Origin of the sequence: Vibrio sp. PID17_43, assembly GCF_002608565.1 — a bacterium.
GTDB lineage: Bacteria > Pseudomonadota > Gammaproteobacteria > Enterobacterales > Vibrionaceae > Vibrio.
In genome coordinates this window covers 59,367-84,813 of sequence record NZ_LIXM01000008.1, presented here as the reverse complement: position 1 = coordinate 84,813, position 25,447 = coordinate 59,367, and the positions used below count along the sequence as shown (strand labels likewise).

General features: G+C 42.9%; 21 protein-coding genes and 9 pseudogenes. 20 read left to right on the top strand and 10 right to left on the bottom strand.

Annotated features, from left to right (window positions below; all coding sequences use genetic code 11):
• The first annotated feature begins 67 nt into the window (after nucleotides 1–67).
• Entirely contained in the window at nucleotides 68–1,063 is a 996-nt protein-coding gene (locus AK965_RS07470) for a S66 peptidase family protein (RefSeq protein WP_099079026.1), read from the top strand.
• A 27-nt stretch (nucleotides 1,064–1,090) separates the two neighbouring features.
• Here AK965_RS07470 and AK965_RS07465 read toward each other — a convergent pair whose 3' ends face one another.
• The 3 genes from AK965_RS07465 to elbB all read right to left on the bottom strand — a co-directional run bounded on the left by AK965_RS07465 (nucleotide 1,091) and on the right by elbB (nucleotide 4,442).
• Nucleotides 1,091–2,167 (bottom strand): PQQ-dependent sugar dehydrogenase, encoded by a 1,077-nt coding sequence (locus AK965_RS07465; RefSeq protein ID WP_099079025.1) that lies wholly within the window; start codon nucleotides 2,165–2,167, stop codon nucleotides 1,091–1,093.
• Between the two features lie 142 nt (nucleotides 2,168–2,309).
• Nucleotides 2,310–3,458 (bottom strand): L-threonine dehydrogenase, encoded by a 1,149-nt coding sequence (gene yiaY, locus AK965_RS07460; protein ID WP_099079024.1) that lies wholly within the window; start codon nucleotides 3,456–3,458, stop codon nucleotides 2,310–2,312.
• 333 nt (nucleotides 3,459–3,791) lie between these two features.
• Complete coding sequence (elbB, locus tag AK965_RS07450) at nucleotides 3,792–4,442, bottom strand: isoprenoid biosynthesis glyoxalase ElbB (protein ID WP_099079023.1); 651 nt, start codon at nucleotides 4,440–4,442, stop codon at nucleotides 3,792–3,794.
• Between the two features lie 287 nt (nucleotides 4,443–4,729).
• Here elbB and yddG point away from each other — a divergent pair, with 287 nt between their 5' ends.
• Entirely contained in the window at nucleotides 4,730–5,665 is a 936-nt protein-coding gene (gene yddG, locus AK965_RS07445; protein ID WP_099079022.1) for an aromatic amino acid DMT transporter YddG, read from the top strand.
• A gap of 149 nt (nucleotides 5,666–5,814) precedes the next feature.
• On the opposite strand, the gene AK965_RS07440 is transcribed toward yddG, so the two are convergent.
• Together AK965_RS07440 and AK965_RS07435 are read right to left on the bottom strand one after the other, a co-directional pair.
• Entirely contained in the window at nucleotides 5,815–6,708 is an 894-nt protein-coding gene (locus tag AK965_RS07440; RefSeq protein ID WP_099079021.1) for a cation diffusion facilitator family transporter, read from the bottom strand.
• A 175-nt stretch (nucleotides 6,709–6,883) separates the two neighbouring features.
• A complete protein-coding gene (locus AK965_RS07435) occupies nucleotides 6,884–7,762 on the bottom strand; it encodes a LysR family transcriptional regulator (RefSeq protein ID WP_099079020.1) in 879 nt (292 codons plus the stop codon).
• A gap of 171 nt (nucleotides 7,763–7,933) precedes the next feature.
• On the opposite strand from AK965_RS07435, the gene AK965_RS07430 reads away from it, so the two are divergent.
• Nucleotides 7,934–8,509 (top strand): class I SAM-dependent methyltransferase, encoded by a 576-nt coding sequence (locus tag AK965_RS07430; RefSeq protein WP_172438102.1) that lies wholly within the window; start codon nucleotides 7,934–7,936, stop codon nucleotides 8,507–8,509.
• A gap of 57 nt (nucleotides 8,510–8,566) precedes the next feature.
• Here AK965_RS07430 and AK965_RS07425 read toward each other — a convergent pair whose 3' ends face one another.
• Entirely contained in the window at nucleotides 8,567–10,537 is a 1,971-nt protein-coding gene (locus tag AK965_RS07425) for an acetoacetate--CoA ligase (protein WP_099079018.1), read from the bottom strand.
• A 221-nt stretch (nucleotides 10,538–10,758) separates the two neighbouring features.
• Between AK965_RS07425 and phhA the strand changes: the two genes are divergently transcribed.
• The 3 genes from phhA (at nucleotide 10,759) to AK965_RS07410 (ending at nucleotide 12,456) form a co-directional block, all read left to right on the top strand.
• A complete protein-coding gene (phhA, locus tag AK965_RS07420; protein ID WP_099079017.1) occupies nucleotides 10,759–11,553 on the top strand; it encodes a phenylalanine 4-monooxygenase in 795 nt (264 codons plus the stop codon).
• Nucleotides 11,543–11,875: a 4a-hydroxytetrahydrobiopterin dehydratase gene (locus AK965_RS07415; protein ID WP_099079016.1), complete on the top strand. Its 333-nt coding sequence runs from the start codon at nucleotides 11,543–11,545 to the stop codon at nucleotides 11,873–11,875. The genes phhA and AK965_RS07415 overlap by 11 nt, the downstream gene beginning before the upstream one ends.
• Before the next feature lie 236 nt (nucleotides 11,876–12,111).
• Entirely contained in the window at nucleotides 12,112–12,456 is a 345-nt protein-coding gene (locus tag AK965_RS07410; RefSeq protein WP_099079015.1) for a HopJ type III effector protein, read from the top strand.
• 25 nt (nucleotides 12,457–12,481) lie between these two features.
• On the opposite strand, the gene AK965_RS07405 is transcribed toward AK965_RS07410, so the two are convergent.
• Nucleotides 12,482–12,790: a cysteine-rich CWC family protein gene (locus tag AK965_RS07405; protein WP_099079014.1), complete on the bottom strand. Its 309-nt coding sequence runs from the start codon at nucleotides 12,788–12,790 to the stop codon at nucleotides 12,482–12,484.
• A gap of 206 nt (nucleotides 12,791–12,996) precedes the next feature.
• Here AK965_RS07405 and AK965_RS07400 point away from each other — a divergent pair.
• The 4 genes and pseudogenes from AK965_RS07400 to AK965_RS07380 all read left to right on the top strand — a co-directional run bounded on the left by AK965_RS07400 (nucleotide 12,997) and on the right by AK965_RS07380 (nucleotide 15,321).
• Nucleotides 12,997–13,516, top strand: a pseudogene (locus AK965_RS07400) (DUF3313 family protein).
• Between the two features lie 3 nt (nucleotides 13,517–13,519).
• A pseudogene (locus tag AK965_RS07395) lies at nucleotides 13,520–13,627 on the top strand (DUF3820 family protein); the annotation flags it as partial.
• Between the two features lie 4 nt (nucleotides 13,628–13,631).
• Nucleotides 13,632–13,970: pseudogene (locus AK965_RS07390) on the top strand (N-6 DNA methylase); the annotation flags it as partial.
• A 403-nt stretch (nucleotides 13,971–14,373) separates the two neighbouring features.
• Nucleotides 14,374–15,321, top strand: coding sequence for a hypothetical protein (locus tag AK965_RS07380; protein ID WP_099079012.1), 948 nt, complete (start codon nucleotides 14,374–14,376; stop codon nucleotides 15,319–15,321).
• On the opposite strand, the pseudogene AK965_RS07375 reads toward AK965_RS07380, so the two are convergent.
• Nucleotides 15,322–15,690: pseudogene (locus AK965_RS07375) on the bottom strand (ISAs1 family transposase); the annotation flags it as partial.
• 196 nt (nucleotides 15,691–15,886) lie between these two features.
• Between AK965_RS07375 and AK965_RS07370 the strand changes: the two are divergent.
• The 3 genes and pseudogenes from AK965_RS07370 to AK965_RS07360 all read left to right on the top strand — a co-directional run.
• Nucleotides 15,887–16,006, top strand: a pseudogene (locus tag AK965_RS07370) (DUF3820 family protein); the annotation flags it as partial.
• A gap of 41 nt (nucleotides 16,007–16,047) precedes the next feature.
• Nucleotides 16,048–16,292: pseudogene (locus AK965_RS07365) on the top strand (hypothetical protein).
• A gap of 335 nt (nucleotides 16,293–16,627) precedes the next feature.
• Nucleotides 16,628–17,269 carry an START domain-containing protein gene (locus tag AK965_RS07360; protein WP_099079011.1) on the top strand — a complete coding sequence of 214 codons (642 nt, stop codon included), beginning with the start codon at nucleotides 16,628–16,630 and terminating at the stop codon, nucleotides 17,267–17,269.
• A 538-nt stretch (nucleotides 17,270–17,807) separates the two neighbouring features.
• Here AK965_RS07360 and AK965_RS07355 read toward each other — a convergent pair.
• On the bottom strand, nucleotides 17,808–18,707 hold the full coding sequence (locus AK965_RS07355) for an alpha/beta fold hydrolase (RefSeq protein WP_099079010.1): 900 nt from the start codon (nucleotides 18,705–18,707) through the stop codon (nucleotides 17,808–17,810).
• A gap of 267 nt (nucleotides 18,708–18,974) precedes the next feature.
• On the opposite strand from AK965_RS07355, the pseudogene AK965_RS07350 reads away from it, so the two are divergent.
• From AK965_RS07350 to AK965_RS07335, 3 genes and pseudogenes are all read left to right on the top strand, one after another.
• Nucleotides 18,975–19,109 (top strand): annotated as a pseudogene (locus AK965_RS07350) (DUF3820 family protein); the annotation flags it as partial.
• Between the two features lie 990 nt (nucleotides 19,110–20,099).
• On the top strand, nucleotides 20,100–20,312 hold the full coding sequence (locus tag AK965_RS07340; protein WP_099079008.1) for a cold-shock protein: 213 nt from the start codon (nucleotides 20,100–20,102) through the stop codon (nucleotides 20,310–20,312).
• A 519-nt stretch (nucleotides 20,313–20,831) separates the two neighbouring features.
• Entirely contained in the window at nucleotides 20,832–21,032 is a 201-nt protein-coding gene (locus tag AK965_RS07335) for a hypothetical protein (RefSeq protein WP_099079007.1), read from the top strand.
• A gap of 287 nt (nucleotides 21,033–21,319) precedes the next feature.
• Here AK965_RS07335 and AK965_RS20915 read toward each other — a convergent pair.
• Nucleotides 21,320–21,634: pseudogene (locus tag AK965_RS20915) on the bottom strand (type II toxin-antitoxin system HipA family toxin); the annotation flags it as partial.
• 247 nt (nucleotides 21,635–21,881) lie between these two features.
• Between AK965_RS20915 and AK965_RS07325 the strand changes: the two are divergent.
• From AK965_RS07325 to AK965_RS07310, 4 genes and pseudogenes are all read left to right on the top strand, one after another.
• Nucleotides 21,882–22,897, top strand: a pseudogene (locus AK965_RS07325) (TRAP transporter substrate-binding protein).
• A gap of 53 nt (nucleotides 22,898–22,950) precedes the next feature.
• Nucleotides 22,951–23,496: a TRAP transporter small permease subunit gene (locus AK965_RS07320; protein WP_099079006.1), complete on the top strand. Its 546-nt coding sequence runs from the start codon at nucleotides 22,951–22,953 to the stop codon at nucleotides 23,494–23,496.
• A gap of 151 nt (nucleotides 23,497–23,647) precedes the next feature.
• A complete protein-coding gene (locus AK965_RS07315) occupies nucleotides 23,648–24,925 on the top strand; it encodes a TRAP transporter large permease subunit (protein WP_099079096.1) in 1,278 nt (425 codons plus the stop codon).
• Between the two features lie 33 nt (nucleotides 24,926–24,958).
• Nucleotides 24,959–25,441, top strand: a complete 483-nt coding sequence (locus tag AK965_RS07310; protein ID WP_099079005.1) for a gluconokinase — start codon at nucleotides 24,959–24,961, stop codon at nucleotides 25,439–25,441.
• The last annotated feature ends 6 nt before the right edge of the window (nucleotides 25,442–25,447 follow it).

Genomic DNA, 25,447 nt, shown 5'->3' with positions numbered 1-25,447 from the left:
AGTTTAGATTATTCTGGTTAGATTGTACGAAAATAAATCAACCATGTATCACAAAACAAGGACGCGCATGATCATTCCTAAACGATTACAAAAAGGCGACACCATCGGCTTTTTCTCGCCATCCTCTCCAGCCACGGTATTTGCTCCAACTCGTTTTGAGCGTGCCAAAGCGTACGTGGAATCCCATGGTTACCAGCTAAAAGCAGGCAGCTTAACGGGCAAAACTGACCAATATCGCTCGGGTTCGATTGAAGAGCGAGTAGAAGAATTGAATGCGCTGATTCGTGATCCCGAAGTGCGCTGTATTATGTCGACCATTGGTGGTTATAACAGTAACTCATTGCTACCTTACATTGATTACGAGGCGCTGAAGAAAGATCCAAAGATCATTGTTGGCTATTCGGATGTCACAGCTTTACTCATGGGCATTTATGCACAAACCGGCATCGTTACTTTCTATGGTCCTGCTTTGGTGGCATCTCTGGGTGAATTCCCGCCATTGGTGGACGAGACCTTTGCTTCGTTTGAGGCGATTGTGAATACGTTAGATGGCTTGGAGCATCAATACACAATGCCTCAAGGGTGGACAGATGAATGGATAGAGTGGGGCGAGCAAGACCGCGCAAAGCAAACCTTGCAAAACCAATGGCACTTTAAAGGCGAAGGCAAGATCACTGGGCGTTTGATTGGCGGAAACCTCAATACCATGAAAGGCATCTGGGCAAGCAAGTTTATGCCGATTATCGAACACGGTGATATTTTGCTGATGGAAGATTGCTTGCAGGGTATTGAAACGGTCGAACGATCTTTTGCGCTGCTTAAGCTTTCCGGTGTGTTTGATAAAGTCATTGCGGTTGTTCTTGGCAAGCATGAAAAGTTCAACGATAAAGGCACAGGGCGTGCACCCATAGACGTGTTGCTAGAAGTACTTAACGGTCAACCACTACCGATCTTGTATGACTTTGATAGCTGCCATACTCACCCAATGCTCACCGTTCCATTGGGCTCGACCATGACGCTCGATTTTGACAATGAAACGGTGGCAGTGAGTTTAAAGAGCTAGCTTTTTTGACTAGTTCGTCAGAGAAAACTATTTCTCCTCAAGACGAAAGATTTTGCCGCTGTCGGTAGAAAAGTAGATATAACCATCAGGGCTGATGGTTATATCTCTTACTCGCTCACCGAGATTCTCCATCAATCTTTTTGATTCGGTGAGCTTGCCGTTTTTAATCGATACCACGTTAATGTGTGCCAGTTTCAGTGCGCCTGCTAAGATCTTCCCATCCAGCTCTGGGTACTTATCGCCACGGTACAAAATCATGTTACTTGGTGCGATAGAAGGGATGTAAACCAGCTTGGGATCTTCCATTCCTGGTAACGACTTAGCTTCCCCGACGTCCAACGGACCCCAATATTCTTTACCATGAGAGACTTTTGCCCAGCCGTAGTTCGCGCCTTTCTTGATTAGATTAATCTCATCGCCGCCGCGTGGTCCATGCTCAATCGACCACAGCTGTTTGGTCGCCTCGTCGTAAAACAACCCTTGAGGGTTTCTATGTCCGTAGCTCCAAATCTCAGGTCGCGCTTCGGAAGGTTTGAAAGGATTGTCTTGCGGAACCGAACCATCAAGGTTGAGACGAAGAATACTGCCTGCATGGGTTTGAGTGTCTTGCCCATTATCACGTTCGCCACGGTCACCGATTGAGAAGTAAACTTTGTCGTCAATAAATGAAATTCGACTGCCGTAGTGGCGACCTGTGTCGGTGATGGCATCAGCAGCAAAGAGATCTCTCCAACCCACAAGCTGATTGTTTTGCAATTGCGCCGTCGCTAACGCCACCGTATTGCCTTTACTCGTGCGCTTGCTGTAGGTAAAGAAGAGTTGCGGGTTTTGCGTATCGGCATTCGGTGCGAGCGCGACATCCAATAAGCCGGCTTGTCCACTGGTGTTCACATCGGGGATGTTAAACAGCTTTTGAGGTTTGCCTGTGGTGATATCCAGCAACGAAACCGTACCGTTCTTTTCATTGACGATAACGCGATGGTTATCTAAGAACTCGATCCCCCAAGGGATCTGAAACCCATTCGCCACTTCGTTGGCGCGGTATTCGGCAGCGTTGGCAGAAAAGGATAAACAAGCGAGTAGGGCAGCAGCAATCGTTCTCATGGTTCCTTCCAATATGAATCGTATTAATGTTTAAAAGCTAACATTAAAAGGCGATGTTTGGCAGGGTATGTGAACATAAAAAATCCCCGATACGATATCGGGGATTGAATTAAGGCAATAGAGAATGATTTACTCAGTTAGATTACATCGCTTCTTCGAAGATCTTAGAGATTTCTTCGTGCGTTGCTTGTTTAGGGTTAGTGAAACCACAAGCGTCTTTCAGGGCGTTGTCTGCGAGTGTTGGTATGTCCTCTAGTTTCGCACCAAGCTCTTTGATACCTGCAGGGATACCAACTTCTTTCGCTAGTGTAACGATAGCGTCGATTGCTGCCGCTGCACCTGCTTCAGCAGACATGCCTTCTACGTTTACACCCATTGCTTTTGCTACATCACGTAGACGTTCAGGACATACTTGCGCGTTGTAACGCTGTACGTGAGGTAGAAGAATCGCGTTACAAACACCGTGTGGAAGGTCGTAGAAACCACCTAGCTGGTGCGCCATTGCGTGTACGTAACCTAGAGATGCGTTGTTGAATGCCATGCCCGCCATGAACTGTGCGTATGCCATTTGCTCACGAGCTTCTAGATCTTCACCGTTTTTCACTGCTGTGCGTAGGTGCGCTTGGATAAGTTCAATCGCTTTGATTGCTACCGCGTCAGTGATTGGTGTCGCGGCGATAGATACGTATGCTTCAACAGCGTGCGTTAGTGCGTCCATGCCGGTTGCTGCAGTTAGTGAAGCAGGTTTAGCAAGCATTAGCTCAGGATCGTTAACTGAGATAAGCGGCGTTGTGTGCTTATCAACGATAGCCATCTTGATGTGACGTTCTTCGTCAGTAATGATGCAGAAACGGGTCATTTCAGACGCTGTCCCCGCAGTCGTGTTGATTGCGATAAGTGGCAGCATTGGTTTTGCAGACTGGTCAACGCCTTCGTAGTCTCCGATTTGTCCGCCGTTAGAAGCAACAAGCGCGATACCTTTCGCGCAGTCGTGTGGTGAGCCGCCACCTAGAGATATAACAAAGTCACATTCGTTAGCCGTAAGAAGTGCTAAGCCATCGTTAACGTTGCTAATAGTAGGGTTTGGTTGAGTGCCGTCGAACACAACGGTTGCTACGTCGCGTTCGGTGAGTAGATCTTGAACCTGCTTTACGACACCGATTTGGTTAAGAATCTTATCCGTAACAATCAGACCTTTTTTAAAGCCTTGAGATTGGATGCTGTCAGTTGCGTCTTTTAAACAACCAGCGCCCATTAGGTTTACAGTAGGGATAAAGAATGCACTTGTCATATTGGATTGCTCCATCGTTATTTTTAATAATCTTTCTTAATCTGTCATTCACTCTGCATACTCTGCTCTTGTTTTTGTTTGATCTAAAACAAGTTTAACCGTTTAGAGGTCACTTTAGGCAGGAAAGTGTGATGACAGTCTTATTGCACAATGAGTTGGTGCAACACCTACTTAACGTAGCGAAAATTTCCCATTTATCACGCAAAAAATTGGCAAAAATAACAAGATTCGTACGGTTTACACCTCAATTAGACTAAAGTATAAGAAAGCCCCATTAATAGGTTATCTATCAACGGGGATGCGTTTGACACTTTATAAGCAAACGTTTTCTATTTAGGCGATTTCGACTAACTTATTAACCAGTTTTTCGATGCCTGAAGCAGCTTGTAAGATATTTTCCGCTAACATATAGGCTGGCGTAGAAAGTACATTGTGTTTTTCATCGAAATGGATCTCATCCACCAGACAACTCACATGCTCGCCACCCATATAATCAAATGCCGCTGCTGTGGCTTCATCGCTACCAATTGTGCCTTGCACTCCTTGGCCGTAAATCATAGGGATAATGGTCGGTGCAATACACAAGTAGCCAGCGGGTTTGCCTGCTTGTGCAAAAGCGCGACACGCTTGTGCTACGTGTGTGTTGATTGAACATTCCGCACCAGAAACGGCAAAGTCGGTTAGATTTTTCGCTGCACCAAAGCCGCCAGGTAGAAGTAGGGCATCGAACTCATCGACATTAAGTTTTGCAACATCATTAATGTTGCCGCGTGCGATACGTGCGGATTCCACTAACACATTACGTGTTTCATTCATCTCTTCACCCGTTAGGTGGTTGATTACATGGAGTTGGTTAATGTTAGGAGCAAAACAGTGCCAGGTTGCCCCTGCTTTCTCAATGGCATACAACGCCAATACAGTTTCGTGGATTTCAGAGCCGTCATAGACGCCTGAACCACTCAAAATAACCGCAACTTTTTTCATGATTGAATCCTTTACTCTGAACGTTCCTTTGGTTGTTTATTACTGTCTAGACTCTGTGCTTCCGAATTCGTTTCAACGTTTACACTTTCGTCATCTTCTTCATAGTAGTGCACAACAAAGGGTGTCAGCATGACACTCGAAGGTAAAAAATGTTTCATATCGACTCCAACCACTTAATAGAAATATTTTTATACCGATTTTGGAAAAAGAGTACGTTGAAGCGGATCATTTTTGAGTTAAGCTGCACTTTCCTTTGGCATTCATGAGCAGTAGGTCACATAGATAACATGCAATCCTATCAGTTTCGTTTCACTCTTTATGGTTGTATCGCCATTCTCTCTTGGAGCTGTTTACTGGGCATCGCAAGGTTGGTGACAGAAAGTTTGGGACCCGTAGGGGGATCAGCGATGCTGTACTCGCTAAGCGCTGTTTTTCTGTTGATTGTCGTTGGCATTCCAAAACTGTCGAATTTCTCACCCAAGTATTTAGTTCTGGGTGGAGCGATGTTTGTCAGCTACGAGATCTTGCTTGCGCTGGCATTGGGATACTCTAACTCTCGCTCACAAGCGATTGAAGTCGCTATTGTTAATTATCTCTGGCCGGCGCTGACAGTGTTGTTTGCTGTGCTGGCGAGTAATAAAAAGCCAAACTGGTTATTGTATCCAGCGGTAACCTTGGCGTTTATTGGAGTAGCTTGGACAGTCAGTGGTGATAATGGTTTATCTCCAAAGCAATTAGTGGCCAATATTAGTAGCAATCCGCTAGTGTATATTATGGCGTTTACTGGGGCGATAATTTGGGCTGTGTATTGCAACCTGACTCAAAGACAACAATCGAAGCACAACGCGATCACTTTATTCTTTATCGCGACAGCGGTATCTTTGTGGATCAAATATGCCTTTACTGATGAGTCGCCAATGGTATTCAGTTGGGAGGCGATGGGGTACTTGTTGGCGTCTGCGGTTTTGATGGCTGGTGGTTATGGTCTTTGGAATATCGCGATTGTTGGCGGCAATATGGTGTTTTTTGCAACGCTGTCTTACTTTACACCGATTTTTTCTGCTCTGTTTTCTTCTATTATTCTTGGTGTCACGCTAAGCCCTAGTTTCTGGCTGGGTGCTGTAATGGTAACGGTTGGTTCGCTGACGTGTTGGTTAGTTACTAAAGAGAAGCGCGAGATCGCTGGGCAAGTTACTAGCAGAAGGACGGGGAGATCAAGTTAGCAGCGAATAGCTCTCCCCCTTGTTCGCCGCATTTACATGCGAGGTAACTTCAGTCAATAAAGGGGGGAGGCGAGTTCACTTATCGAAGAAATGAAAAACTCCCGATAAAGGAGTTTTTACTGTTAGTTCCAATGTCTCAATTCGATGCTCTAATAAGCAACGTTCAATTGTAACTGTAGTTTAAATCGATGCTTAGATAAACGCTTTGTCAGTTGTTTACGAGTGTGTTCTAGTGTGTCTAGCTCTAGCATGTTGTCATCTACGTGGACATCAACATTCACGCGTAACTCCTGACCAACTTTTGTCACACCTGCCAGTTTCAACTGGTGCTCGGTTACTCTTTCAATTTCGAAAACGTCTTTTCCTACACTTTGACAAAGCTCTTTATTTGGTGACATCATTAACAGTTCACGTAGCGCTCCAACTAACATATCAAACGGTACCTTCAAGAAGTAGAAGCCCATAAGTAACATCATCATCGGGTCAGCATACACTGCGTAATGTGCGTATGGCGTTAGTGATAATAACCATGCAACGACAAAGCCTGCGGTTACGGCTACGCTCAATAGCGTGTCCATTTGCCATTGCTTTTTCTCAGCTTCGATTAGACCTGATGACACGCGACGACTTTTCTTCGTCATAAACCACCATGCATAACCACAACCAACCACATTTACAATACCGAAGATGGTCGCGATAGAAGCATTGATCTCACGACCACCGGACATTAAGGCTGTTAGTGCTGAAAACAATGAGAAGGCTACAACAATCAAAATTACGGCTGCTTTGATCGAGATAACGATTGGTTCTAGTACAGCTTTACCGAAAGGAAAAATAGACTTTGATGGCTTGCTGATGTAGTACGAGGCTGCCAGTGACAATAAAGTTAACAGCAGGCTGACCAGAGAATACACACCGTCAAATACAATGACAATAGACCCAACAAGCAAGCCAAGTACTATCCCTCCAATCGCAAACCCTGACGCTAAAAGGGCTGAGAAGGTTAAGATACGGTTTTCTTTTTTGCTTGTCCTGTCACACATAATCGATGCCTTTAGTTTTTAAACCGTGACATTCTTTCCGGTGCGAGTAATTTAAGCAAATAGAAACTGTGTGACATTTAGATGATGAATTGCCATTTTGTTATTATTTTCTTTTTTATCAAAGGTTTACGCTTGATTTTTGCTGTCAAATAATTTGACGCTCACTGTGGCGTGTTTAGAAGTCGAATAAATATTCGCTTAATTTATCAGCCAGCCAACTCATTGCAGGGTGCTCGGTTTGGCCGTTTGGAACGAACATGCAGTAATCCTCCTGGGTCAAACCGTAAGTGTGTTTGATCACCGCTAGTTTCTGGTTTCGCAAGTAGTGTCGGATCAAAGGTTCAGGCAAGACTCCCCATGCATCTTCTTCCAAAATAGTATTGAGCATGTAATCGAAGCTAGAGAAGCCGATGTATCGGGTAGAAAACGGTTGCAGTTCTGGGTTGTCTTTCTCGCTCAAATACACCATCAAAGCTTGCATTTGGTTGCGCAAGTCCTCATCGGTGACACGACGCATTTTACTTAAACGATGATCAAAGCTGCACACTGACATCATACGAATTTTACCCAGTGGGTTATAGACAATGTGTGGGTCGTCAACGCGTTCGTAATCGACGCCAAAAGCAAAATCAACTTGCTGGGTGCTCACCAAGTTTGCCAAATCACCACTAGAAGCCAAAATGAGGTTAAAGGTAGTCGAAGGAAAGCGATTATTGAGTGTATGGGAAAGTTCTTGCCAAAGTTCATCGGGTAGGGAGTCATCGCGTGCGACCCAAATTTCGGCGTTAAAGCCATCTGAAACGAGATCGCACGTTTTCCTGATGCGCTGTGCCGTCACAAGTAAGCTTTCACAGTCTTTATAGATGGCTTTACCAGCTTCTGACAGCATTAACTGGTTGCCGGTTCGATTAAATAACTCGACATCAAGGTCTTTCTCTAACGCTTTGATGGACATACTAAGTTTGGTTCGATTGCAGTCTAATTGACGCGCTGCCTCAGAGACGGATCCGCACTCGGCAATGGTACAAAAGGCTTCAACTTGAGTTAAGTTCATGATTAAAAGGAACCTTAAAAGAAATGGCGACAACGAAAAACATTCTGGAATGGATGCCCTATGCCTAGAAAGATTATCGAAAAAAACACTGAACTGCCAGATAAGTCTATGGTGTTTTAACGTTTTTCGGGTAATCTATGGGGGTTACAAGAAGTGAACATGGAGGCCAAGATGGCACAAGATTGGGATGGCTTAGCAAAGCGGTGGGAATCAAACCCAGCAACAGAACAATTTGCTCAGTCGGTGTTTGCACAGTTACAACAACTTACTCAGCTTGATGGCATTAAAGTATTGGACTTTGGATGTGGGACGGGACAACTAAGCCAGTTATTGTCTCCGTTCGTGAAAGATATCGTGGCGCTAGACGCATCGGAAGCGATGATCGAAGAGCTTGATAAAAAAGTGCTGCTTAATGTAGAGCCAGTGGTTGATGCATTGAGTCGTGGCTTGGTCGCTCAACATCCAGCATTTCGTGGGCAATTTGATCTTGTTGTTGCATCATCTGTGTTGACATTTGTAGATGACGTTGAAACGTCTCTCGAGATCTCGCGCTCATTGTTAAATAAAGATGGCTATTTCGTTCACTTTGATTGGGTGGCACAGTCATCCAAAGAAGGCTTCACGCTAGCGAAATCAGAAAGTGCACTGCTTACCGCAGGTTTTAATGACGTAGAATCTAAAAAGGTGTTTGAAATCACTTCTGAAGGCGAAACGATGTCGGTATTAATGGGCGTAGGCCGCCGTTAATTTCCGTTAAAGTACATGAGAGAAGCGAGCTTAATAGCTCGCTTTTTTGTTATTGTCTTAGCTAGAGACGACTGTTTTTATCTCGTCCAACACTCCTGGATTAGCGATTGCTCCTATGTTCTCGATCGAGTGCCCGTTGACGACTTGTTTGACGGCGAGTTCAACTAACTTACCAGAGTGAGTTTTCGGAATGTCACTGATGGCAAAGATTTGGCTTGGTACGTGTCTTGGAGAGCACGAGGCTTTAAGAGTCGCTTTTATGTGTGCAATAAGCTCATCCGTTAGCGTCATATCTTGAGTCAGTTGAACAAATAACCATATCTGCTCGTTTCTGTTTACCTCTTTTCCAACGGCAATAGAATCAAGAATGCCTTCAATCGCATTCACCTGTTGATAGATCTCAGCCGTGCCAATTCTGACACCGCCGGGATTGAGAGTAGTATCACTACGACCATAAAAGATATACCCACCGTTACTGCTTTTTTTCACGTCGTCCCCATGATGCCAAATATTATCGAACTTATCCCAGTAAGCATGGTGGTAGCGCTCTCCGGTGTCGTTCCAGAACCCGGCGGGGAAGTTAGGCAGTGAATTGGCGCAAACCAATTCACCACGTTGATTGGTGACGTTTTTCCCTTGGTCGTCACATACTCTCACGTCAACGCCGAGTCCGGCACTTTGGCATTCACCTCGATAGACAGGAGAAATAGGGTTACCTAATACAAAACAGCCACATATATCAGTACCACCGGAAATCGATGCTAAGTGGAGGTCTTTTCTAATGTGCTTGTAGACGTAATCAAATTGCTCTGGGTAAAGTACAGATCCTGTGGAGCAAAGCGTTTTGAGGGCCGGAAGCGAGAATTGTTGAATAGGAGACAGTTTCGCTTTCTCAATGGCTTCTAGATATTTAGCGGAAGTACCAAAGAGCGACACATCGGCACGTTCTGCCAAGTCCCAAAGGACATTATTGCTCGGATAAACTGGATTCCCATCGTAGATAACTAAACATGCACCGCTAGCGAGAGTGGAAACATGCCAATTCCACATCATCCAGCCGCAGGTCGTGTAATAAAATACACGGTCATTGGGTTGAATATCACAGTGAAGTTGATGCTCTTTTAGGTGGTTAAGCATTGTCCCTCCAACAGAATGGACAATGCATTTTGGTTTTCCTGTCGTACCAGAGGAGTACAGAATAAATAGTGGATCGTTGAAGGGGATGCGGTCAAAAGTGAGTGGCTCTGGTGTGTATTGATTTAACAGACTTTGCCAATCCTGAGTGCAAACATCACATTCAAACACGTGCGGTTTTAGATACCCAATTTGGCACACCTGCTTTATTCCGGGAAGGTGATCAGCAATGTATTGGTTCTTTTCTGACATATCAAAAGTTTTGCCACTGAACGTATAACCATCACAAGTAAATAGTACTTTAGGCCTTACCTGACCAAAGCGTTCGATGACACTTTCTATGCCAAAATCTGGAGAAGTTGATGTCCATGCTGCCCCTAAGCTGGTGGTGGCAAGCATGGCAATAATGGTTTGTGGCATATGCGGCAGATAACCAGCCACCACATCCCCTCGCTCAATACCGCACTCTTTCAACCATTGCTGGATGCTTGAAACTTCCTCACACACCTGTTGCCATGTGTAGGTTTGGTTGTGACCGCGTTCATTTTCGAACCAAATCGCCAGATCATCAGCTTGTTGAACTGCCAAGCTCAGCAGGTTTTCTGCGTAGTTAATTTTTGCTTGGGGGAACCACACCGTATCTCGGTTCGGAATTGGCATTTGCCAACGGCTTTCTCCTTGCATTTTTACTGTTTCACCTTGCGTGCCGATTAAGTCGCAAAATTGCCACACCTCTTGCCAGAAATGTTCGTGATGTTCTAAAGACCATTGGTGCAAATCAGGATAGTCTTTAAGCTCGAATCCTTGTCGATTTATATGCTCGATGAATTGCGTGATATTGGCTTGTTCGATTCGATCTTGCGTCGGCTTCCAGACTCTATTGCTCTCGTGCATAGCACCCTCTGTAACAACGTTTTAACAGTTTCAGTCTGGAGTGAATATCCTATAAAGTCAAACCGAGTGGAGAATATTACTTATCAGTTAAATCATTACCTTACATATAAATGTAAAGATAATGTTACGGGCGGATTGGCGAAGGAAAGCGCTTGCGGAATTGGAAGCTAAACCGAGTATGGATAGGCTTAAGGTGAAAGAACATTTAAGTGGGGTGTGCGATGACTCAGTATCATTCGAAACCAACGAACCAGGATGGCCGAGTGGAATGGAGCCGCGAAGAAGATGCTATCTGGCGTGATTTGGTTTCTCGTCAGATGAGTGTGATCGAGGGGCGTGCGTGTGCTGCTTACTTACATGGGTTGAAGCTACTTGATTTGCCTAAGGATCGTGTCCCTCAACTTTCTGAAATTAACCAGGTATTGATGGAAACGACTGGCTGGCAAGTAGAGCCTGTTCCGGCATTGATTAACTTTGATCGCTTTTTCAATTTACTTAGTAATAAACATTTTCCGGTTGCTACTTTCCTGCGAACTCGTGAGGAATTTGATTATTTACAAGAGCCAGATTTCTTTCACGAAATTTTTGGTCATTGTGCCATGCTTACCAACCCGGATTTTGCCGTTTTCACTGAACATTATGGCCAACTAGGGCAAGCTGCGACACCCAAGCAGCGAGCGTACCTTGCGCGCCTGTACTGGTTTACTGTTGAATTTGGTTTAGTAAAAGAAGGGAATCAAACTAAGATTTACGGTGGCGGTATCCTTTCATCTCCGGGAGAAACCATCTATTCATTGGGCAGTGATGCTGCGATTCGTGATGAGTTTGACCTGCAAACGGTTTTAAGAACGCCTTATCGCATCGACATCATGCAGCCGAAATATTATGTGATTGACGATCTGTCACAGCTTTTCCAAATTAGTCAGCTTAATTTATTAAAACAAGCCGATCTTGCTATTGAAGCTGGATTGCTTCCACCACTTTTTGAACCAAAGGAATCTGCTCATGTTGAATGAACAAAAATGCGAAGCTTGTAGTCACGATGCTATTGCACTCAGTAAAGATGAACAACAGTCTCTACTGCTGCAATTGTCCGATTGGCAGATCATGGAAAGAGAGGATATTCCACAATTAGAAAAGGTCTACAAATTTAAGAACTTCAAGCAAGCGTGGGCATTTAGCAACAAAATTGCAGAATTGGCGGAAGATGAATGTCATCACCCTTCGATTTTATTGGAGTGGGGCAAAGTGACCATTACTTGGTGGAGTCACTCGATTAAAGGCTTACATAAGAATGATTTTATCTGCGCGTCGAAATGTGATGCGCTAGCTGAATAGGGTAATAATACAAACGAAGCGCCCAGTGTTAATTTGGGCGCTGTTGACTCCTTGGCTTAAATCGATCAACGTGCGTCATTTGGGAATCTGTTCATTCCTGATGAAGGCAGATAACGACGTATTGTTTAACGAGTCGTTTAATAAGGCTCTGAATATATGTATGATTTATGACTCTTGTATGGGCTTTTTATAAAACAAATATGTCACGGACATGATGGCTGCAGGACTTAGGAATAATGGAATTGAAAGAATTTTTGGATGTGTTGGCACTATCCCCAGAAAAGATTGAATTTGAAATTACAGTGGCTGCGATTGAGGCGAATTATGAGTTTACTCCAACGGCTTTTACCAATGGTGAGATGCAAAACAACGCAGGAGAGAATAATGGCTCATGTAAGATCTTTTCGTTTGGTTTGCTTAACAAGTTAGATAAGGACGCAACGCTGGCGTGTTTTGGTCGTTTTTATCGCGAAGATGTTTTACAGCACCCAGAAGGTAGTGATCACCAAAACATACGTAACTTTATGGTGACAGGGTGGGATGGTGTAAAGTTTGATTCATCTGCGCTTGAAGCAAAGTAATTCCGTGCCGTAGAAGCCAGTCGTATTACACGACTGGCTTTTTCTCTAAGCACTTACGACATAAGCACAATTGACCTTCTTGTGGCTTTGGTAAATCTCTGGTCTCAATATCAAAGCACCAGCATGTCTCTTTCCCCGCAGCAATATCACAGTGCGCATTCGTACCACACTTAGGGCAAGTGTGTGTGGAGTCAACGCCGTTAATTTGTTCGATGATCGCATTGCATTGTGCATCGGTTTTATCTTTCCACTGAATCACTTCTCCCATGGTTCTGTGGCAACCGGAACAGATTCCGCCATTATTTTTACAGGCTGCGCGACAAGGTGACTTCATTATTTTCTCGTTATTTTTCCATTGATCGGCGTACCTTAGCACGAAATGGCGTTGTATAAAGCGGAATACTTGATTCGAAAACATTACTTTAGTGAATGAATTCTGGTTAATGTCATATGGAATATCAAACTGTATATTCAAGGTTTGAGGAGTCGGTATGTTGAAGTTATTAATGAAATGTGTGTCTGTCAGTTTGTTGGGGGGGGGTGTTAGTCGATTGTGCTAATGGTCCTATTGTGAGTGGCAGAAAATTCACTTCTTATAAGGAATTTCGCGTGGATCAGAAGGTGGTGTGGACCTAATTTGGGCGCGAGTTGGGTTGCGTGATGCGACTCGATTGAAAAACAAACTGGATGAATACGATAGTGTGGTTATCGACTAACCGGGAGAGAAAACATTGCGTTTAAGTATTGCAATCAACAATGTGGAAACGCCAAACCCGTATTCGCCGTCACTTCGAGCATTCAGCCTGTCGGCTTAGGGACTTCTACCATCTCGAAAACCACCACAGGTGTGCACACCAATGTAGGTTCAGCAACGGTTGAGTTACTGGTTAGCGACGCCCAAAACGATACTTATTTTTTTGCCGCAATAGACCGTCAAGCGGGAAACAAAGACTTCTCGACCTTGATTGATTCTTTAGACGATGCCAAAGATGCAACAAACTGGTGGGTCGATCGCTTGGGTGTTATTCTTAGCCAAGATTTATCCCGACAGACACCGTAGTTAATGTTAGAAAAAGAAAACTTATTAAAACTCGCTCGTATACAAATGCCGTTTGGCAAGTACTCAGGACGTGTGCTGATTGATTTACCAGAAGAATACTTACTCTGGTTCGTTCCAGAAACAGTTCTTCGGTACTGGCATTCTAGCGTCAATCTTGATCTTCAAGAAAAAGAAAGACACCAACGATGTTATGTTCATTGATGCCTTACGTGAGTTTAAGTCAGGCAAAAAACAGAACTTACTGACACAAGAGAACATCGACAAGATCGTGATGACCTATCGCAGTGACGACAACGGGGATAAATACGCGTATGTGGCAACTCTTGATGAGATCCGTGAGAATGACTACAACCTGAATATCCCTCTCTACGTGGATACCTTTGAGGAAGAAGCGGAAATCTATTTGATGGCAGTGCGTAGTGAGCGTTTGGCGCTATTAGATCACATTAGTTAACAAAGTGTGATCCCGTATTGGTCTTGGCATGAGGCTACATGAAGTTATGGGTGTAGCCGATCAGATCGTAAGTTACTGATTAAGTTTAATTGTATTACGCAACAAAGCCCTTGATATACCCAAGTCATCTCGTACTTTGGGAGCATGTCAATGAAGCAATTTCATCGTCAAACAATTTGGAAATAGCTTGTTATTACGCTTCGTTGTTTTCCTTGCACTTGAATCAGTGACAACGCTCTGAATCCTGCATCTTGAAGTCACTTGGGTATAGTAGTGAATTATGCCGCTTTTCCCAACTATACTAATCTTATTATTTGCTCTTTCACACAACGTAATTTACTTCCAAAGATACATAAAAGGTAAATTTTACGCTTGCTGAATTTATAACGTATAAGATGTTTTTATGAAAAACAAAAGACTTGAAAATATTATGACTTATATAGTTATTTTTGTTGTGTTGACAATTTTAATGTCAATATTTTTTTTTGCTTTATCCCTAACATTAGGCTTGTTAGGGTATTTATTAGCCCAGGTTATAAGCTATTTTGTTTTAATAAACGGAGACGAATATGAGGCAGTTGTAATTGACCAAAAAACAATAATTCATTATAGCGTGAGTTCTGGGCCAATACCCTTGGGAAGTGATTATGAGGTAAGATTATTAAAAAGTGGAGAAACTGTTGTTGTTCATTCCACAGAAAATTTTAACAATAATCAAAAGGTCATATTACTTCAAAGTAAAAATAAATATCTAACAGCATTGTTTGAGTCAAGACCATCTTTATTAGGATTATGGTGGTCAAAATCACCGGGTGCTACAATCATTGGTCAGTTTCTATTATTTATAACTATAATCAAATGGACTTCAAAGAATATAACATCCCAATTGAAGTTATGGAAATTTATTGTATGGGTAGAAAAAAGAAGAATCAAAAAAAATATTGGTTTAGTTGATATTTTTAATGGAGTGAGTAATTTTTTCAAGACCGTAGGAATATTGATATTGATATTGATATTTATGGCAATAATTTTAAAGTTTTTTGTTATTTTATCTTATTGGTATTTGGATAGTAAGTGGAACTATGTAGCACGATGTGGGGTGGGTTTAATTGTTATTGTTTTTTTAAGTCCAGTATTTACAAAAATAACGCGCTTTTTCATAAAATTTCGTTTGTTAAGATATAAAAATCCTCTTGTTGTAACTATATTTGAAACAGCGTCAGTTTTTGCGATTTATACATTGATATTCAGGTTGATTGATTTTAACGTTAACAGTTTTTCAATAGGTGAAACTTCCTTGGACCAATTATATAAGTTATTTTTGACTATTATTGAGAAGTCTTTTACTTAATAGAGTCGACTGGTGGCTTTCGCGGTCGTAGGAGCCACGCAGGACTTTGCCGTCGATAGCGATAATCTCGCCCTCAGTTATCACTTGCATCCAGTTTGTAAAGCATGCCTGAAACTCGGCTGGGTCAAGGCGTGAAACAATACGTGCGATGGTATCGTGAACTGGCATGCCGTCCTTAAATAGACCTTTTTGCAGGAACCTACCGAGGTGAATTTCACCGAAGTCCTCGATATCCTCCCACCCCTCGGCACCAGCGATGATGGCGCATACCGCCAAGAACAGAACATCGAATAATGGGTAACTGATTTTGGCGGACTGGCGCGGGTCTTTCAGGTCGCCGAAATGCTTAGAAAATGTTCGTGATCTCACCCTGGATCTTTGTTGCTCAATCTCAAGCCGATTATCGAGAAGTTTTTTTTGATCGCAGAACACCTCTCTACCAATCTACGATGTTGCTCCAAACTGATATTTAGCAAAACTAGAGTTCATAGCTTGGATGTTCAAAGCTTACATACAATGTTGAACGAATCGAGAAATACGCAAGAAAATCCTGAAGAAAGTTCTTGTTTTTTGGTTCGATAAGAAGGGTTTCCCAGAAGGGGAGCTAGGTGATTTGTTGAAGCTTTGCCTTGCACTGAAAATTGAAGGTTTAGACAGTGTGGTTAAACCTTTAAAGCGAATGTAACCTGCCACAGAAACTCCCCATTTTAAATTAAAAGACTTATTATGAATTTTGATATCGATGCACTGAAACACCACCAATTGGTCGAAGATGGTCAACTAGAGGGGTGGTACATTCATCAGCCTGCTCAGGTAGTCAGCAAGGTGACAACGCTGTTTTGGCAGAACGCCAAGCGTTGGAAAAGATGGGGTATAAGGTAGTGCAAGTTAAAGCGAAAGGCAGGACAACAACGTTTGCCGAGGCGATGCAAGAACTAGCGAAGAAGACGGGTCATCAGCTTAAGGAGTAAGCGAGTGTAACCTGCCACCGCCCTATAAGTGTTTCCACGATACCATGTGTTCTCATTCACAAGAGTCAGACCGTTAGGCTGACTCTTTTTTGCCCCTTTTCTTCTTAGTGCGATCACTCAGTGGCAGTTCACGTCACTGGGATTGCAATACTTTTCCTCATGCTGGTACTGAAGGGGCTATGCGGCATTTTCTTCCAGAAACGTGCAAAAAATGACTTTCAGTTAGCACCATTTCATATTTATTTGCAGGCTGTTAAGTCTTTCTGAAATAGGTCTAGATTCGACATTATGCTACTATGCTTAAAACTAAGGTTAAATTATCGGTTGGGTGAGCCATGGCTGCTTTACGAGTTAGTACGCTCTTGGTTAACGTATTAATATCAGGTTCATTAAACGCAGCTACTAACAACTACTGGCAGCTTGATAGCGACAGTGATGGAATAAGCATTTATTCTCGTGAGCATAAAGGTGGTCTGGTTGAGATACGCGCAAGAATGTTTACTCCAACCAGTTACGGCGCATTTTTAACTCTATTAGAAGATAGTGAAAATGTACCTCACTGGATTGATAAAGCAAGCCATAGCCGAGTTCTAAATCAAATTTCCGCTACTGAAAACATCGTCTATACGCAATTCTTGGCGACATGGCCTGCAAGAGATCGAGATATGGTCACCTACTCTAAGTATTGGGTTGATGAACAGGCATTCACGATAAAGATCAAAGACGCTCCTAGCTCGACTCTTGCTGACCAAAAAGGCTACATTCGCATCCATTCTGTTGATGCAACCTGGACACTAAAAAAACGCACCAATGGCACCACCCTAATAGAGTATAAGGCTTTTGCTGACCCTGGGGGGTTACTGCCAAATTGGCTGATAAATAAGCTATCTAAACAGAGTGCCCGATCAACATTTGACAGCTTAAGAGACCAACTTCCGAAATACCAGCAATACTCTCATCCACAAATAGAGGAGTAATGTGAGGCATGTAGGGAGGGGGAAGAGTTTCAGAGATGAGCGGGAGGCTGCATACTTTGTGGTTTACCCCTTAGTTGAGCTTGGCCTGGGACAGGTAACTCGATTCTGCCCCATTCAAAGTTACGCCTGATTAGCCTCTCACTCTACTAAACCATCATTTGACTTAGTTTTCGTAATGCCAGTAATCTGTCTATGGGTTTGGGGGAAGATCACTTGATATACCTATAAATATCAGGCATTCCCAACCGATTCCATCTTGAAGCTGTTATAGGTTAGACTTTCACATAGTCATATAAACTTGGAAGTTCAATGAGAAATAAAAGTGCATACCATAAAACAGATGAAATGAATCAACGCCGTTATTATTCAGAATCGACCGCCATGTTGCTCCAACCTCGTCATTACAAAATTATCCGAAACCGCTCGTTAACGATTACAACATTTGGAAAAAATTCCAATTGAGTAGCTAACGAGCGATCTAAAAAGCGCAAGGTTTACGCTCTCTTTGTTAATACAAAAAGAGCCTTGATATTGTAAATCATTGAATAGATTGCGCTGCTTTTAAGAGAAGCTGATTAAACTTCTCTGGCTGTTCTAGCATTGGGAAGTGTCCTGAATCCTCAATGAAATAGACGTTGTAGTTTTTGATGTGTTTTTTGTTGGTTTCAGAATCGGTCGGCCATAAGCGTGCATTTACTAACACCACAGGCACATTGATACTTTCAAATACGCGATATGACTCCCCTGTGATGTACTGCCCCAAGTAATGGCGGAACTGATTAAGTGCGATATCTTTGGGCGCAGAGGCCATATCTTGCGTTGCCCATTCCAGCACATCAGGATCAACGTCTGCTGGGAACGCATTCTTTACGAACTCTGTCATACCAGCGTGAAAGTCTTCTTCAAATGGTTTGGTCATCATGTTGAGATCGGCCTGCGATAAAGGCGCGGCCACATTTTGCGAGGTATCGACACCGATAATGCCAATGACCTCTTTCGGCATTAGCTTCGCTGCCTCTGCTATTACGCCGCCGCCCATAGAGTGACCAATCAAAATTGCGTTGTCGATGTCTTCTTTCTTCATTACCGCTTTAATGTCACTGGCAAAAGCAGGCATGGTGTACTCTTTTCGATTGAACGATGAATTGCCGTGTCCAGCCAAATCCAGCGTGATTACCTTGTATTGGGGCGAAAAGAAATCAATTTGGTTTTGCCATAAGCGGCTATCCAGACTCCAACCGTGAACAAAGATCATGGCGGTATCGCCACTCCCAGTTACGCTATAGGCAATTATTTCCCCATCGTCTGTATTCGCAACGCCGTATCGGGAGCTAGCGAGCGGTTCCGCTGTGCTGAAACCACTGAATGCTGACAGTACTAGCAGTAGGATGGAAAGAAAAAATAACTTTAGGAAGTTTCTTTCATGCTTGACGTTCATAGATTGACCTTTTGCTTGGAAGTGTTCACGGGTTATCCGAATCACCCTAAGTATTGCTGAGATTGAATCGCTTTAAGTATCACTCGCTCGTGGTTTCTGCCATTGGAGGTGTGTGGACAAGGGCGGACTCAATCATTTAGATGTGGACTTTAAACTATGAACCTATAGACAAGTCAACGGTTGCTTTGCTGTTGTAATTAAAATAATGGGGTTAGTAACGCCGCCAAGGGCAATAGGTGAGCTAAAGCAATAGAATGAAGGATATTCCCAAAGAAAGTTGTTTTCTTTTAGTTTGATAAGAAGGATTTCCCAGAAGGGGAGCTAGGTGATTTGTTGAAGCTTTGCCTTGCACTGAAAATTGAAGGTTTAGACAGTGTGGTTAAACCTTTAAAGCGAATGTAACCTGCCACCGCCCTATAAGTTCTTCCACGATACCGTGTGTTCTCATTCAAAAGAGTCAGACCGTTAGGCTGACTCTTTTTTGCACAAAAGCGAGTCATCAAGTCCTGATCATACAAGGCGAACCAATTAGCTCGTCTTTTTTGAACTTGGTGTTTATGTTTTGTTCTATTTTCAGTGATAGAGTAGGGGTATTACTCTCGGTGCAAGTGAAAGCTGTCATTCCAGCGAGTCCACACGAGACTAGGAATCTCAGAAAGTACGCTTCTAAACTAATGACTGACCTGAACCACACGGAAATTGTTTAGTAGATTCTGAATCATGCTCGTACCTCGCGGTTCAGAATGACGAGATTTAACAAACTAAGTGATGGTGTCAGTCCTTTCAAAATCAACATCCGCCACAATTATTGATTTTTGCTTATAAAAAAGGGAATTCGAGTCTCGGTGAAAGTAGTGACGGAACGATTCTCTTGAGTAGTCAATTAAGACTTCAAGCTCAAGAGCAAGCAGAGAAAATTTATGTTATTAATCATAGCTATATGTCGGATCTACATAACGCAGATGTTTTTGAGGCAATGGAACGTTTTTGGATTGAGAGAGTCATCATAATATGATGGTATCGTCGTAATGCAGAACTGGCCCATTTGACGTTAGAAACAGGCATCATCCTTGTATCGAATATCGGTTTTACAATAATTATTCTAATAATACTGTTGATTTTCAATTTACGTAACCATACATTTACCAGGTGTTGGGGTTTAAGTAATTGATTTAATAGACAATAAAATTAAATGAAGAAATACATATCTATTATGTGTACATAGTGTATAGTGTCGTCAGCTCAAACGGTGAGCTATTGGTAATATATTTAGTTCAAGATCTTCTCAGTTTTTATTCGATTAAGTTCGTCATATCTATCCTGCGATACCTTTTTCTTCATTCCTTATTTAGTAGCTTTCTTTTTAATTCATTCAATGTATCGAGAGATATTATGTCAAATAAAACAACTGGCTCAGTAAAATGGTTTAACGAAACTAAAGGCTTTGGATTCATCACACCTGACAACGGTGGCGCTGACCTATTCGTTCATTTCAGATCAATTGCTAGCGAAGGTTTCAAAACATTAGCGGAAGGCCAAAAGGTTTCTTTTAATGTTGAACAAGGTAACAAAGGACCACAAGCTGGCAACGTTACTTTAGTATAAAGATTATAAAAAGATCTCTTCGATAGGAGAGATCTTTTTTCTTTATATTTAATAATGAGTCCGATGATTCGAAAAACTAATCGAAAGACATATTTGGTATTGTTTCCTGTGTGAACAGGGAATAACCAAAGGACAAAAATTTATTTGTTCGTTATAAGATGTTGTTTTCATGATGGTGATGGTTTTTGGTCTGCTACCATACATAAGTTAAATAGTGATGTACTAAAGCGTCATATTCTTCCTAGATTAAATGCCAGACTCTTTGAACTCAATTTTTCATTATTTTGAATTTGAAAATCCTGGAAAAATTAAAGATTCATGCGGGAAGAGTTTAGGGTTTTTTATATCCAGGTTAGAGAAGGAGACTGAGTTTTGAAAAAACCATCAACGAAGTATAAATTCAATACGGACAAAAGTAAGATATCTAGTACAGATGACGGTTCTAATAGTATTCATAAAATTGAAAATATTTTGTTAGAACGATAAGAAAAAATTGGGATCTATAAGGTAAGAAGTGATATGAGAAAACCAGTAAGAAAATCAAGCAAGAAAACGAAGAAAAATAACTTCGAAGAACGATTTGCTGTTATGGTAAAAGAATATCAAGAAGCTAAAGAAATTCTTGAATGTATGAACGAAGGTTCATCAGAGTATATGGCACAGAAAAAATTGTGCGATAAGTTATTTGCAAATGCTGAACGATATATTAATAACAATTAATAAGTTGAAATAGTTTCTTCTATTATATACACAATGCATCCAAGTTTTCTACTAACCATTGCTATCTCTCTTACCCACTTAGTATTAAATTTTTAAGTGTTACACTGGTGTTGAACATACAGCTATGCAAGAGGGCAAACCATACTCTCCATAATCAGAAGTTGCGAAATTAAAAGACGCTCTCAAGCTATCAGAATAAACAGTTTCTAAGTATGAAGCAGGCTCTTCTTTATTCTGACAAGCTTGTGTCTCAGCAATTCGCAATAGCTGGCTTAATCCGTGTTTATCTAATTTAGCAAAGTCATTGGCACACTGTCGGCTTGCGCTAGCAAGTATTCACACTCTGTTTGGATGAGTGATGCACATCGTTCTATGTGTTCACGTTCTCCATCATCTATCCCTTGAGCTTGGGTAAACCCAATCGTTTCCTTTAGGACGCTCTTTATAGCACCATCGGTTTTTAGCATTATTGAAGCCATTTTTGTGCCTGAATAGCCGAGCAGAGCGCAGAATTCAGCTAATTCATAGCTGGTGATAGGGCGTTGGAAGTGAACTTTCGGCGGGTTTTGAAAATCTTCGCTTTCCCAATCCCCAATCTCCAATCGACATTACGACAGAACCTTCTAGACACATCTCTCTATCGACAGCAACCGTTTGAGTGAGTTGTTAAACCTCCGAACATGATCAGCACGACCCCAGCCTTCCTTAAACTTGATAGTGTGCTGTTTAGCTTCAGCACTATTCAATCAATTGTGATCAGTCTCTTAGATGTTACCCAATGTTACCGATAACATTATTATGGTTCCCGGTAACATATTACTAAAATAAAAGAGAGAAAAGGATCTACTCATGAACATTACCCTCAAAACCCTATCTATCGCTGTCGCTACCACTCTACTTTCCACTTCTGTACTTGCTGCTGATTTCAACTTCAAGTTTCAGTCGAGTGACCCATCTGGAGATAAGAACTTCCAAGTACAAAAAGAGTGGGCAGAGACTGTAGAAAAATGTCTGCGGGTCGAATTGAAATCGACCTACTCCCGGTAGGTGCAGTGGTAAAACACACCGAAACGCTAGACTCTATCAAAATGGGCGTTCTCGACGGTCACATTACCGCTACGGGCTATTTCTCAGGTAAAGATCCTGCGTTTGGTCTTATCGGTAACATGGTAGGTGCTTGGTCAGATACTCGCCAACTACTTGAGTACATCAACTACGGCGGCGGCTATGAAATGATGACTGAGCTTTATGCGCCTTACGGTGTGAAATATATCGGCGGCTCAACAACAGGTGTTGAATCGTTCGTTTCCAAAGTGCCAATTAATGGTGTTGATGACCTCAAAGGGTTAAAACTTCGTGCACCGGAAGGTCTGGTTCAGCAAGTTTTTGCTGCCGCAGGCGCAACACCGGTTAACTTACCGGGTTCTGAAGTCTTTACCGGTTTGAGCAAGGGCGTGATCGATGCTGCTGACTATACCGTTTTCTCGACTAACCACAGTGCTGGGATGAATGATATTGCGCTACACCCAGTTCAGCCAGGTTTCCACTCTTTACCTACCATTGATATCTCAATGAGCCAGAAGAAATGGGACAAACTGCCAGCCGATTTGCAAGAGATTATGACGGTCTCGGTACGTGATTTCGCTCAAGACATCACCACACAGCTGCGCATTGCTGACCAAGCGGCAGTTAAAGAGGCGCAAGCCAATCCAAGTATTACGATTCATGACTGGTCTCAGGAAGAGCGTAAGAAGTTCCGTCAAATCGCGATGGGGGAATGGGAAAAATATGCTCAGCGTTCGCCAAACGCTCAAAAAGTCTATGACTCAATTACCACATACCTAAAAGGTGCGGGTCTTCTATAAGCCACAACACATAGGGAGGTGGTTTCATCTCCCTTTATTATGGATACAGCACGATGAAAAACTCAGACACAAAAGTGGCTGAAATGCCCATAAACATCCTAGACAAAGCCATTGCTAAGGTGAGCGAAATACTCAGTTTACTGTTTGCCTTCACCGTCATCATCTCATTTTATGAAGTCGTGAGCCGTTACGTTTTTGATGCACCAACCATTTGGGTTCACGAAACGGCTTCGTTTATCGGTGGTTCGCTATTTGTGATTGGCGGCGCATACGCACTAGCGACCGATAAGCATGTACGAGTCGCACTTATTTATGATTCGGTTTCACAGAGAACAAAGCATTACCTCAATATTTTTCACCACTTAGCAGGTTTGCTGTTTAGCGGCTTACTTGTTTATGCGGCTTGGCAAATGGTCAACAGCTCATGGTTCGCGCCTTGGGGCGAGCTGAGGTTAGAGACTTCAGGAACTGCCTGGAACCCTGCATTCCCGGCACTTCTTAAGGGACTGATTCTGTTGACAGTTTGTGTAATGTTCATTCAGTTTTTACTACATCTGATTAATGAAATAAAAGAACTAAAGGAAGAGATCAATGCTTAATTTATCTCCTGCCAAAGCCGAATCAGATAATCGTCTACGTTTGGCATTTTTCTCTGGTGGTGCCGTTGTTTTTGCTGCGTTGATCTGGTTGGCCTCATACGTGATCTTTGGTGAGCTTTCGTCTATTGGTATCGCTTCCGGAAGCTTATTAATGCTCGCTTTGATGATTGGCCTGCTGCTAACGGGTATGCAACTCGCTTTTGTGACAGGTTTGGTAGCCCTTGTTTTCACCCTTGGCTGGTTCGGTGTTGATGCACTGCCATTGGTCACTAGTCGAATCTATAGTTTTGTGAATGGCTATGTATTTCTCGCCGTCCCCATGTTTGTTTTGATGGCGGCATTGCTTGACCGTTCGGGTATTGCAAGAGATCTGTTTGACGCGATGAAAAGCGTTGGTCGTAAAGTCCGTGGTGGTGTTGCGGTTCAAACTCTGATTGTCGCGGTCATCCTTGCTTCGATGTCGGGAGTGATTGGTGGAGAAACGGTACTACTGGGTATTCTAGCGCTACCGCAAATGCTCCGTCTGGGTTATGACCGCAAATTGGCGATTGGTACCACTTGTGCGGGGGGCGCGCTTGGGACTATGTTACCGCCGAGCATTGTGCTCATCATTTATGGCCTTTCCGCATCGGTTTCAATTGGTGACCTATTCAAAGCTTCGTTTTTGCCCGCGTTCATCCTTGCTCTGTTTTACATCGCTTATGTACTGATTCGTTGTAAGTTAAATCCGAGTTTAGCGCCGTTGCCGTCCGCCCAAGAGTTAGAAGAAGATGTCAAAGAGCACCCAAGTTATTTCAAAGCTCTGTTCTTTCCTCTGCTATCGGTCGCTACTGTCCTCGGTAGTATTTATACTGGGGTGGCCTCGGTGACTGAAGCATCAGCACTTGGCGTTGTGGGAATCGCAGTAAGTGCGGCTATTCGGGGTGAACTGAATTGGACTATGGTCAAAGAGTCTGCCATCGCGACCATGCGCACCTGCGGCATGATCATGTGGATTGGTATCGGCGCTTCAGCGCTGGTGGGTGTTTACAATCTCATGGGTGGTATCAACTTTGTTGAGCAGATCATTCTGGCACTCAGTGGCGGCAATGCCATGACAACACTACTGATCATGATGGTCATTCTATTTGTGTTAGGAATGTTTCTTGACTGGGTCGGTGTCGCACTACTGACTATGCCCATCTTCGTCCCCATCATTACTAGCCTAGGCATGGACCCCATCTGGTTCGGCGTAGTGTTCTGCTTGAACATGCAGGTCGCTTTCCTATCACCACCTTTTGGCCCTGCTGCCTTCTATCTGAAGTCGGTTGCTCCAAAGGATATTAGTCTTGGTGAGATCTTTAGTTCGCTACTTCCGTTTATTGGTTTACAGATTTCGGTTCTGGCCTTGGTGATTATTTTCCCAGAGCTTGCTCTGTGGTGGAAATAAGCTTGTCCGACGGCGTTGATAGAGATAATAAGTATGAAAAAGAAGTACATCGTTATGGGCGTTTCCGGATGTGGGAAGTCATCAATCGGCGAGTCACTTGCTAAAGCGCTAAACATTCCGTTTTTTGATGGCGATGATTATCACTCACCAGGCAGTGTCCAGAAAATGCAAAGTGGCATCCCATTAACGGATGAGGATCGAGAGTCTTGGTTGCTGAGGCTTAACAGGCTGCTAAAGACAGAGGACGAGCTGGTTGTGGCATGTTCAGCGCTTAAACCCGAATATCGAGATATTTTGCGAGATGAGTGTGAAGAACTGCGCTTTTTCTATCTGAAAGGGGATTTTGAGACTATTTGGTCAAGGCATAAAGCACGGCAAGGACACTATTTCAAAGGTGTTGCTATGTTAGAGAGCCAATTTGAAACCTTAGTCGAACCTTCAGAAAGCGAAGCGTTACATATTGATATTAGACAGACTCCAGCAGAAATTACTCAAGACATCCTGTCTAGGATTTGACAGAAA

Excerpts from the sequence above, each read along its gene's own strand:
- AK965_RS07435 (WP_099079020.1), bottom strand. The coding sequence starts at position 7,762 with ATGAACTTAACTCAAGTTGAAGCCTTTTGTACCATTGCCGAGTGCGGA.
- yddG (WP_099079022.1), top strand. The coding sequence starts at position 4,730 with ATGCAATCCTATCAGTTTCGTTTCACTCTTTATGGTTGTATCGCCATT.
- AK965_RS07465 (WP_099079025.1), bottom strand. The coding sequence starts at position 2,167 with ATGAGAACGATTGCTGCTGCCCTACTCGCTTGTTTATCCTTTTCTGCC.
- AK965_RS07440 (WP_099079021.1), bottom strand. The coding sequence starts at position 6,708 with ATGTGTGACAGGACAAGCAAAAAAGAAAACCGTATCTTAACCTTCTCA.
- AK965_RS07310 (WP_099079005.1), top strand. The coding sequence starts at position 24,959 with ATGAAAAAGAAGTACATCGTTATGGGCGTTTCCGGATGTGGGAAGTCA.
- AK965_RS07320 (WP_099079006.1), top strand. The coding sequence starts at position 22,951 with ATGAAAAACTCAGACACAAAAGTGGCTGAAATGCCCATAAACATCCTA.
- elbB (WP_099079023.1), bottom strand. The coding sequence starts at position 4,442 with ATGAAAAAAGTTGCGGTTATTTTGAGTGGTTCAGGCGTCTATGACGGC.
- AK965_RS07315 (WP_099079096.1), top strand. The coding sequence starts at position 23,648 with ATGCTCGCTTTGATGATTGGCCTGCTGCTAACGGGTATGCAACTCGCT.
- AK965_RS07430 (WP_172438102.1), top strand. The coding sequence starts at position 7,934 with ATGGCACAAGATTGGGATGGCTTAGCAAAGCGGTGGGAATCAAACCCA.
- AK965_RS07415 (WP_099079016.1), top strand. The coding sequence starts at position 11,543 with ATGTTGAATGAACAAAAATGCGAAGCTTGTAGTCACGATGCTATTGCA.
- AK965_RS07335 (WP_099079007.1), top strand. The coding sequence starts at position 20,832 with ATGAGAAAACCAGTAAGAAAATCAAGCAAGAAAACGAAGAAAAATAAC.
- AK965_RS07355 (WP_099079010.1), bottom strand. The coding sequence starts at position 18,707 with ATGAACGTCAAGCATGAAAGAAACTTCCTAAAGTTATTTTTTCTTTCC.
- AK965_RS07470 (WP_099079026.1), top strand. The coding sequence starts at position 68 with ATGATCATTCCTAAACGATTACAAAAAGGCGACACCATCGGCTTTTTC.
- AK965_RS07340 (WP_099079008.1), top strand. The coding sequence starts at position 20,100 with ATGTCAAATAAAACAACTGGCTCAGTAAAATGGTTTAACGAAACTAAA.
- phhA (WP_099079017.1), top strand. The coding sequence starts at position 10,759 with ATGACTCAGTATCATTCGAAACCAACGAACCAGGATGGCCGAGTGGAA.
- AK965_RS07360 (WP_099079011.1), top strand. The coding sequence starts at position 16,628 with ATGGCTGCTTTACGAGTTAGTACGCTCTTGGTTAACGTATTAATATCA.
- AK965_RS07425 (WP_099079018.1), bottom strand. The coding sequence starts at position 10,537 with ATGCACGAGAGCAATAGAGTCTGGAAGCCGACGCAAGATCGAATCGAA.
- yiaY (WP_099079024.1), bottom strand. The coding sequence starts at position 3,458 with ATGACAAGTGCATTCTTTATCCCTACTGTAAACCTAATGGGCGCTGGT.
- AK965_RS07380 (WP_099079012.1), top strand. The coding sequence starts at position 14,374 with ATGAAAAACAAAAGACTTGAAAATATTATGACTTATATAGTTATTTTT.
- AK965_RS07410 (WP_099079015.1), top strand. The coding sequence starts at position 12,112 with ATGGAATTGAAAGAATTTTTGGATGTGTTGGCACTATCCCCAGAAAAG.
- AK965_RS07405 (WP_099079014.1), bottom strand. The coding sequence starts at position 12,790 with ATGAAGTCACCTTGTCGCGCAGCCTGTAAAAATAATGGCGGAATCTGT.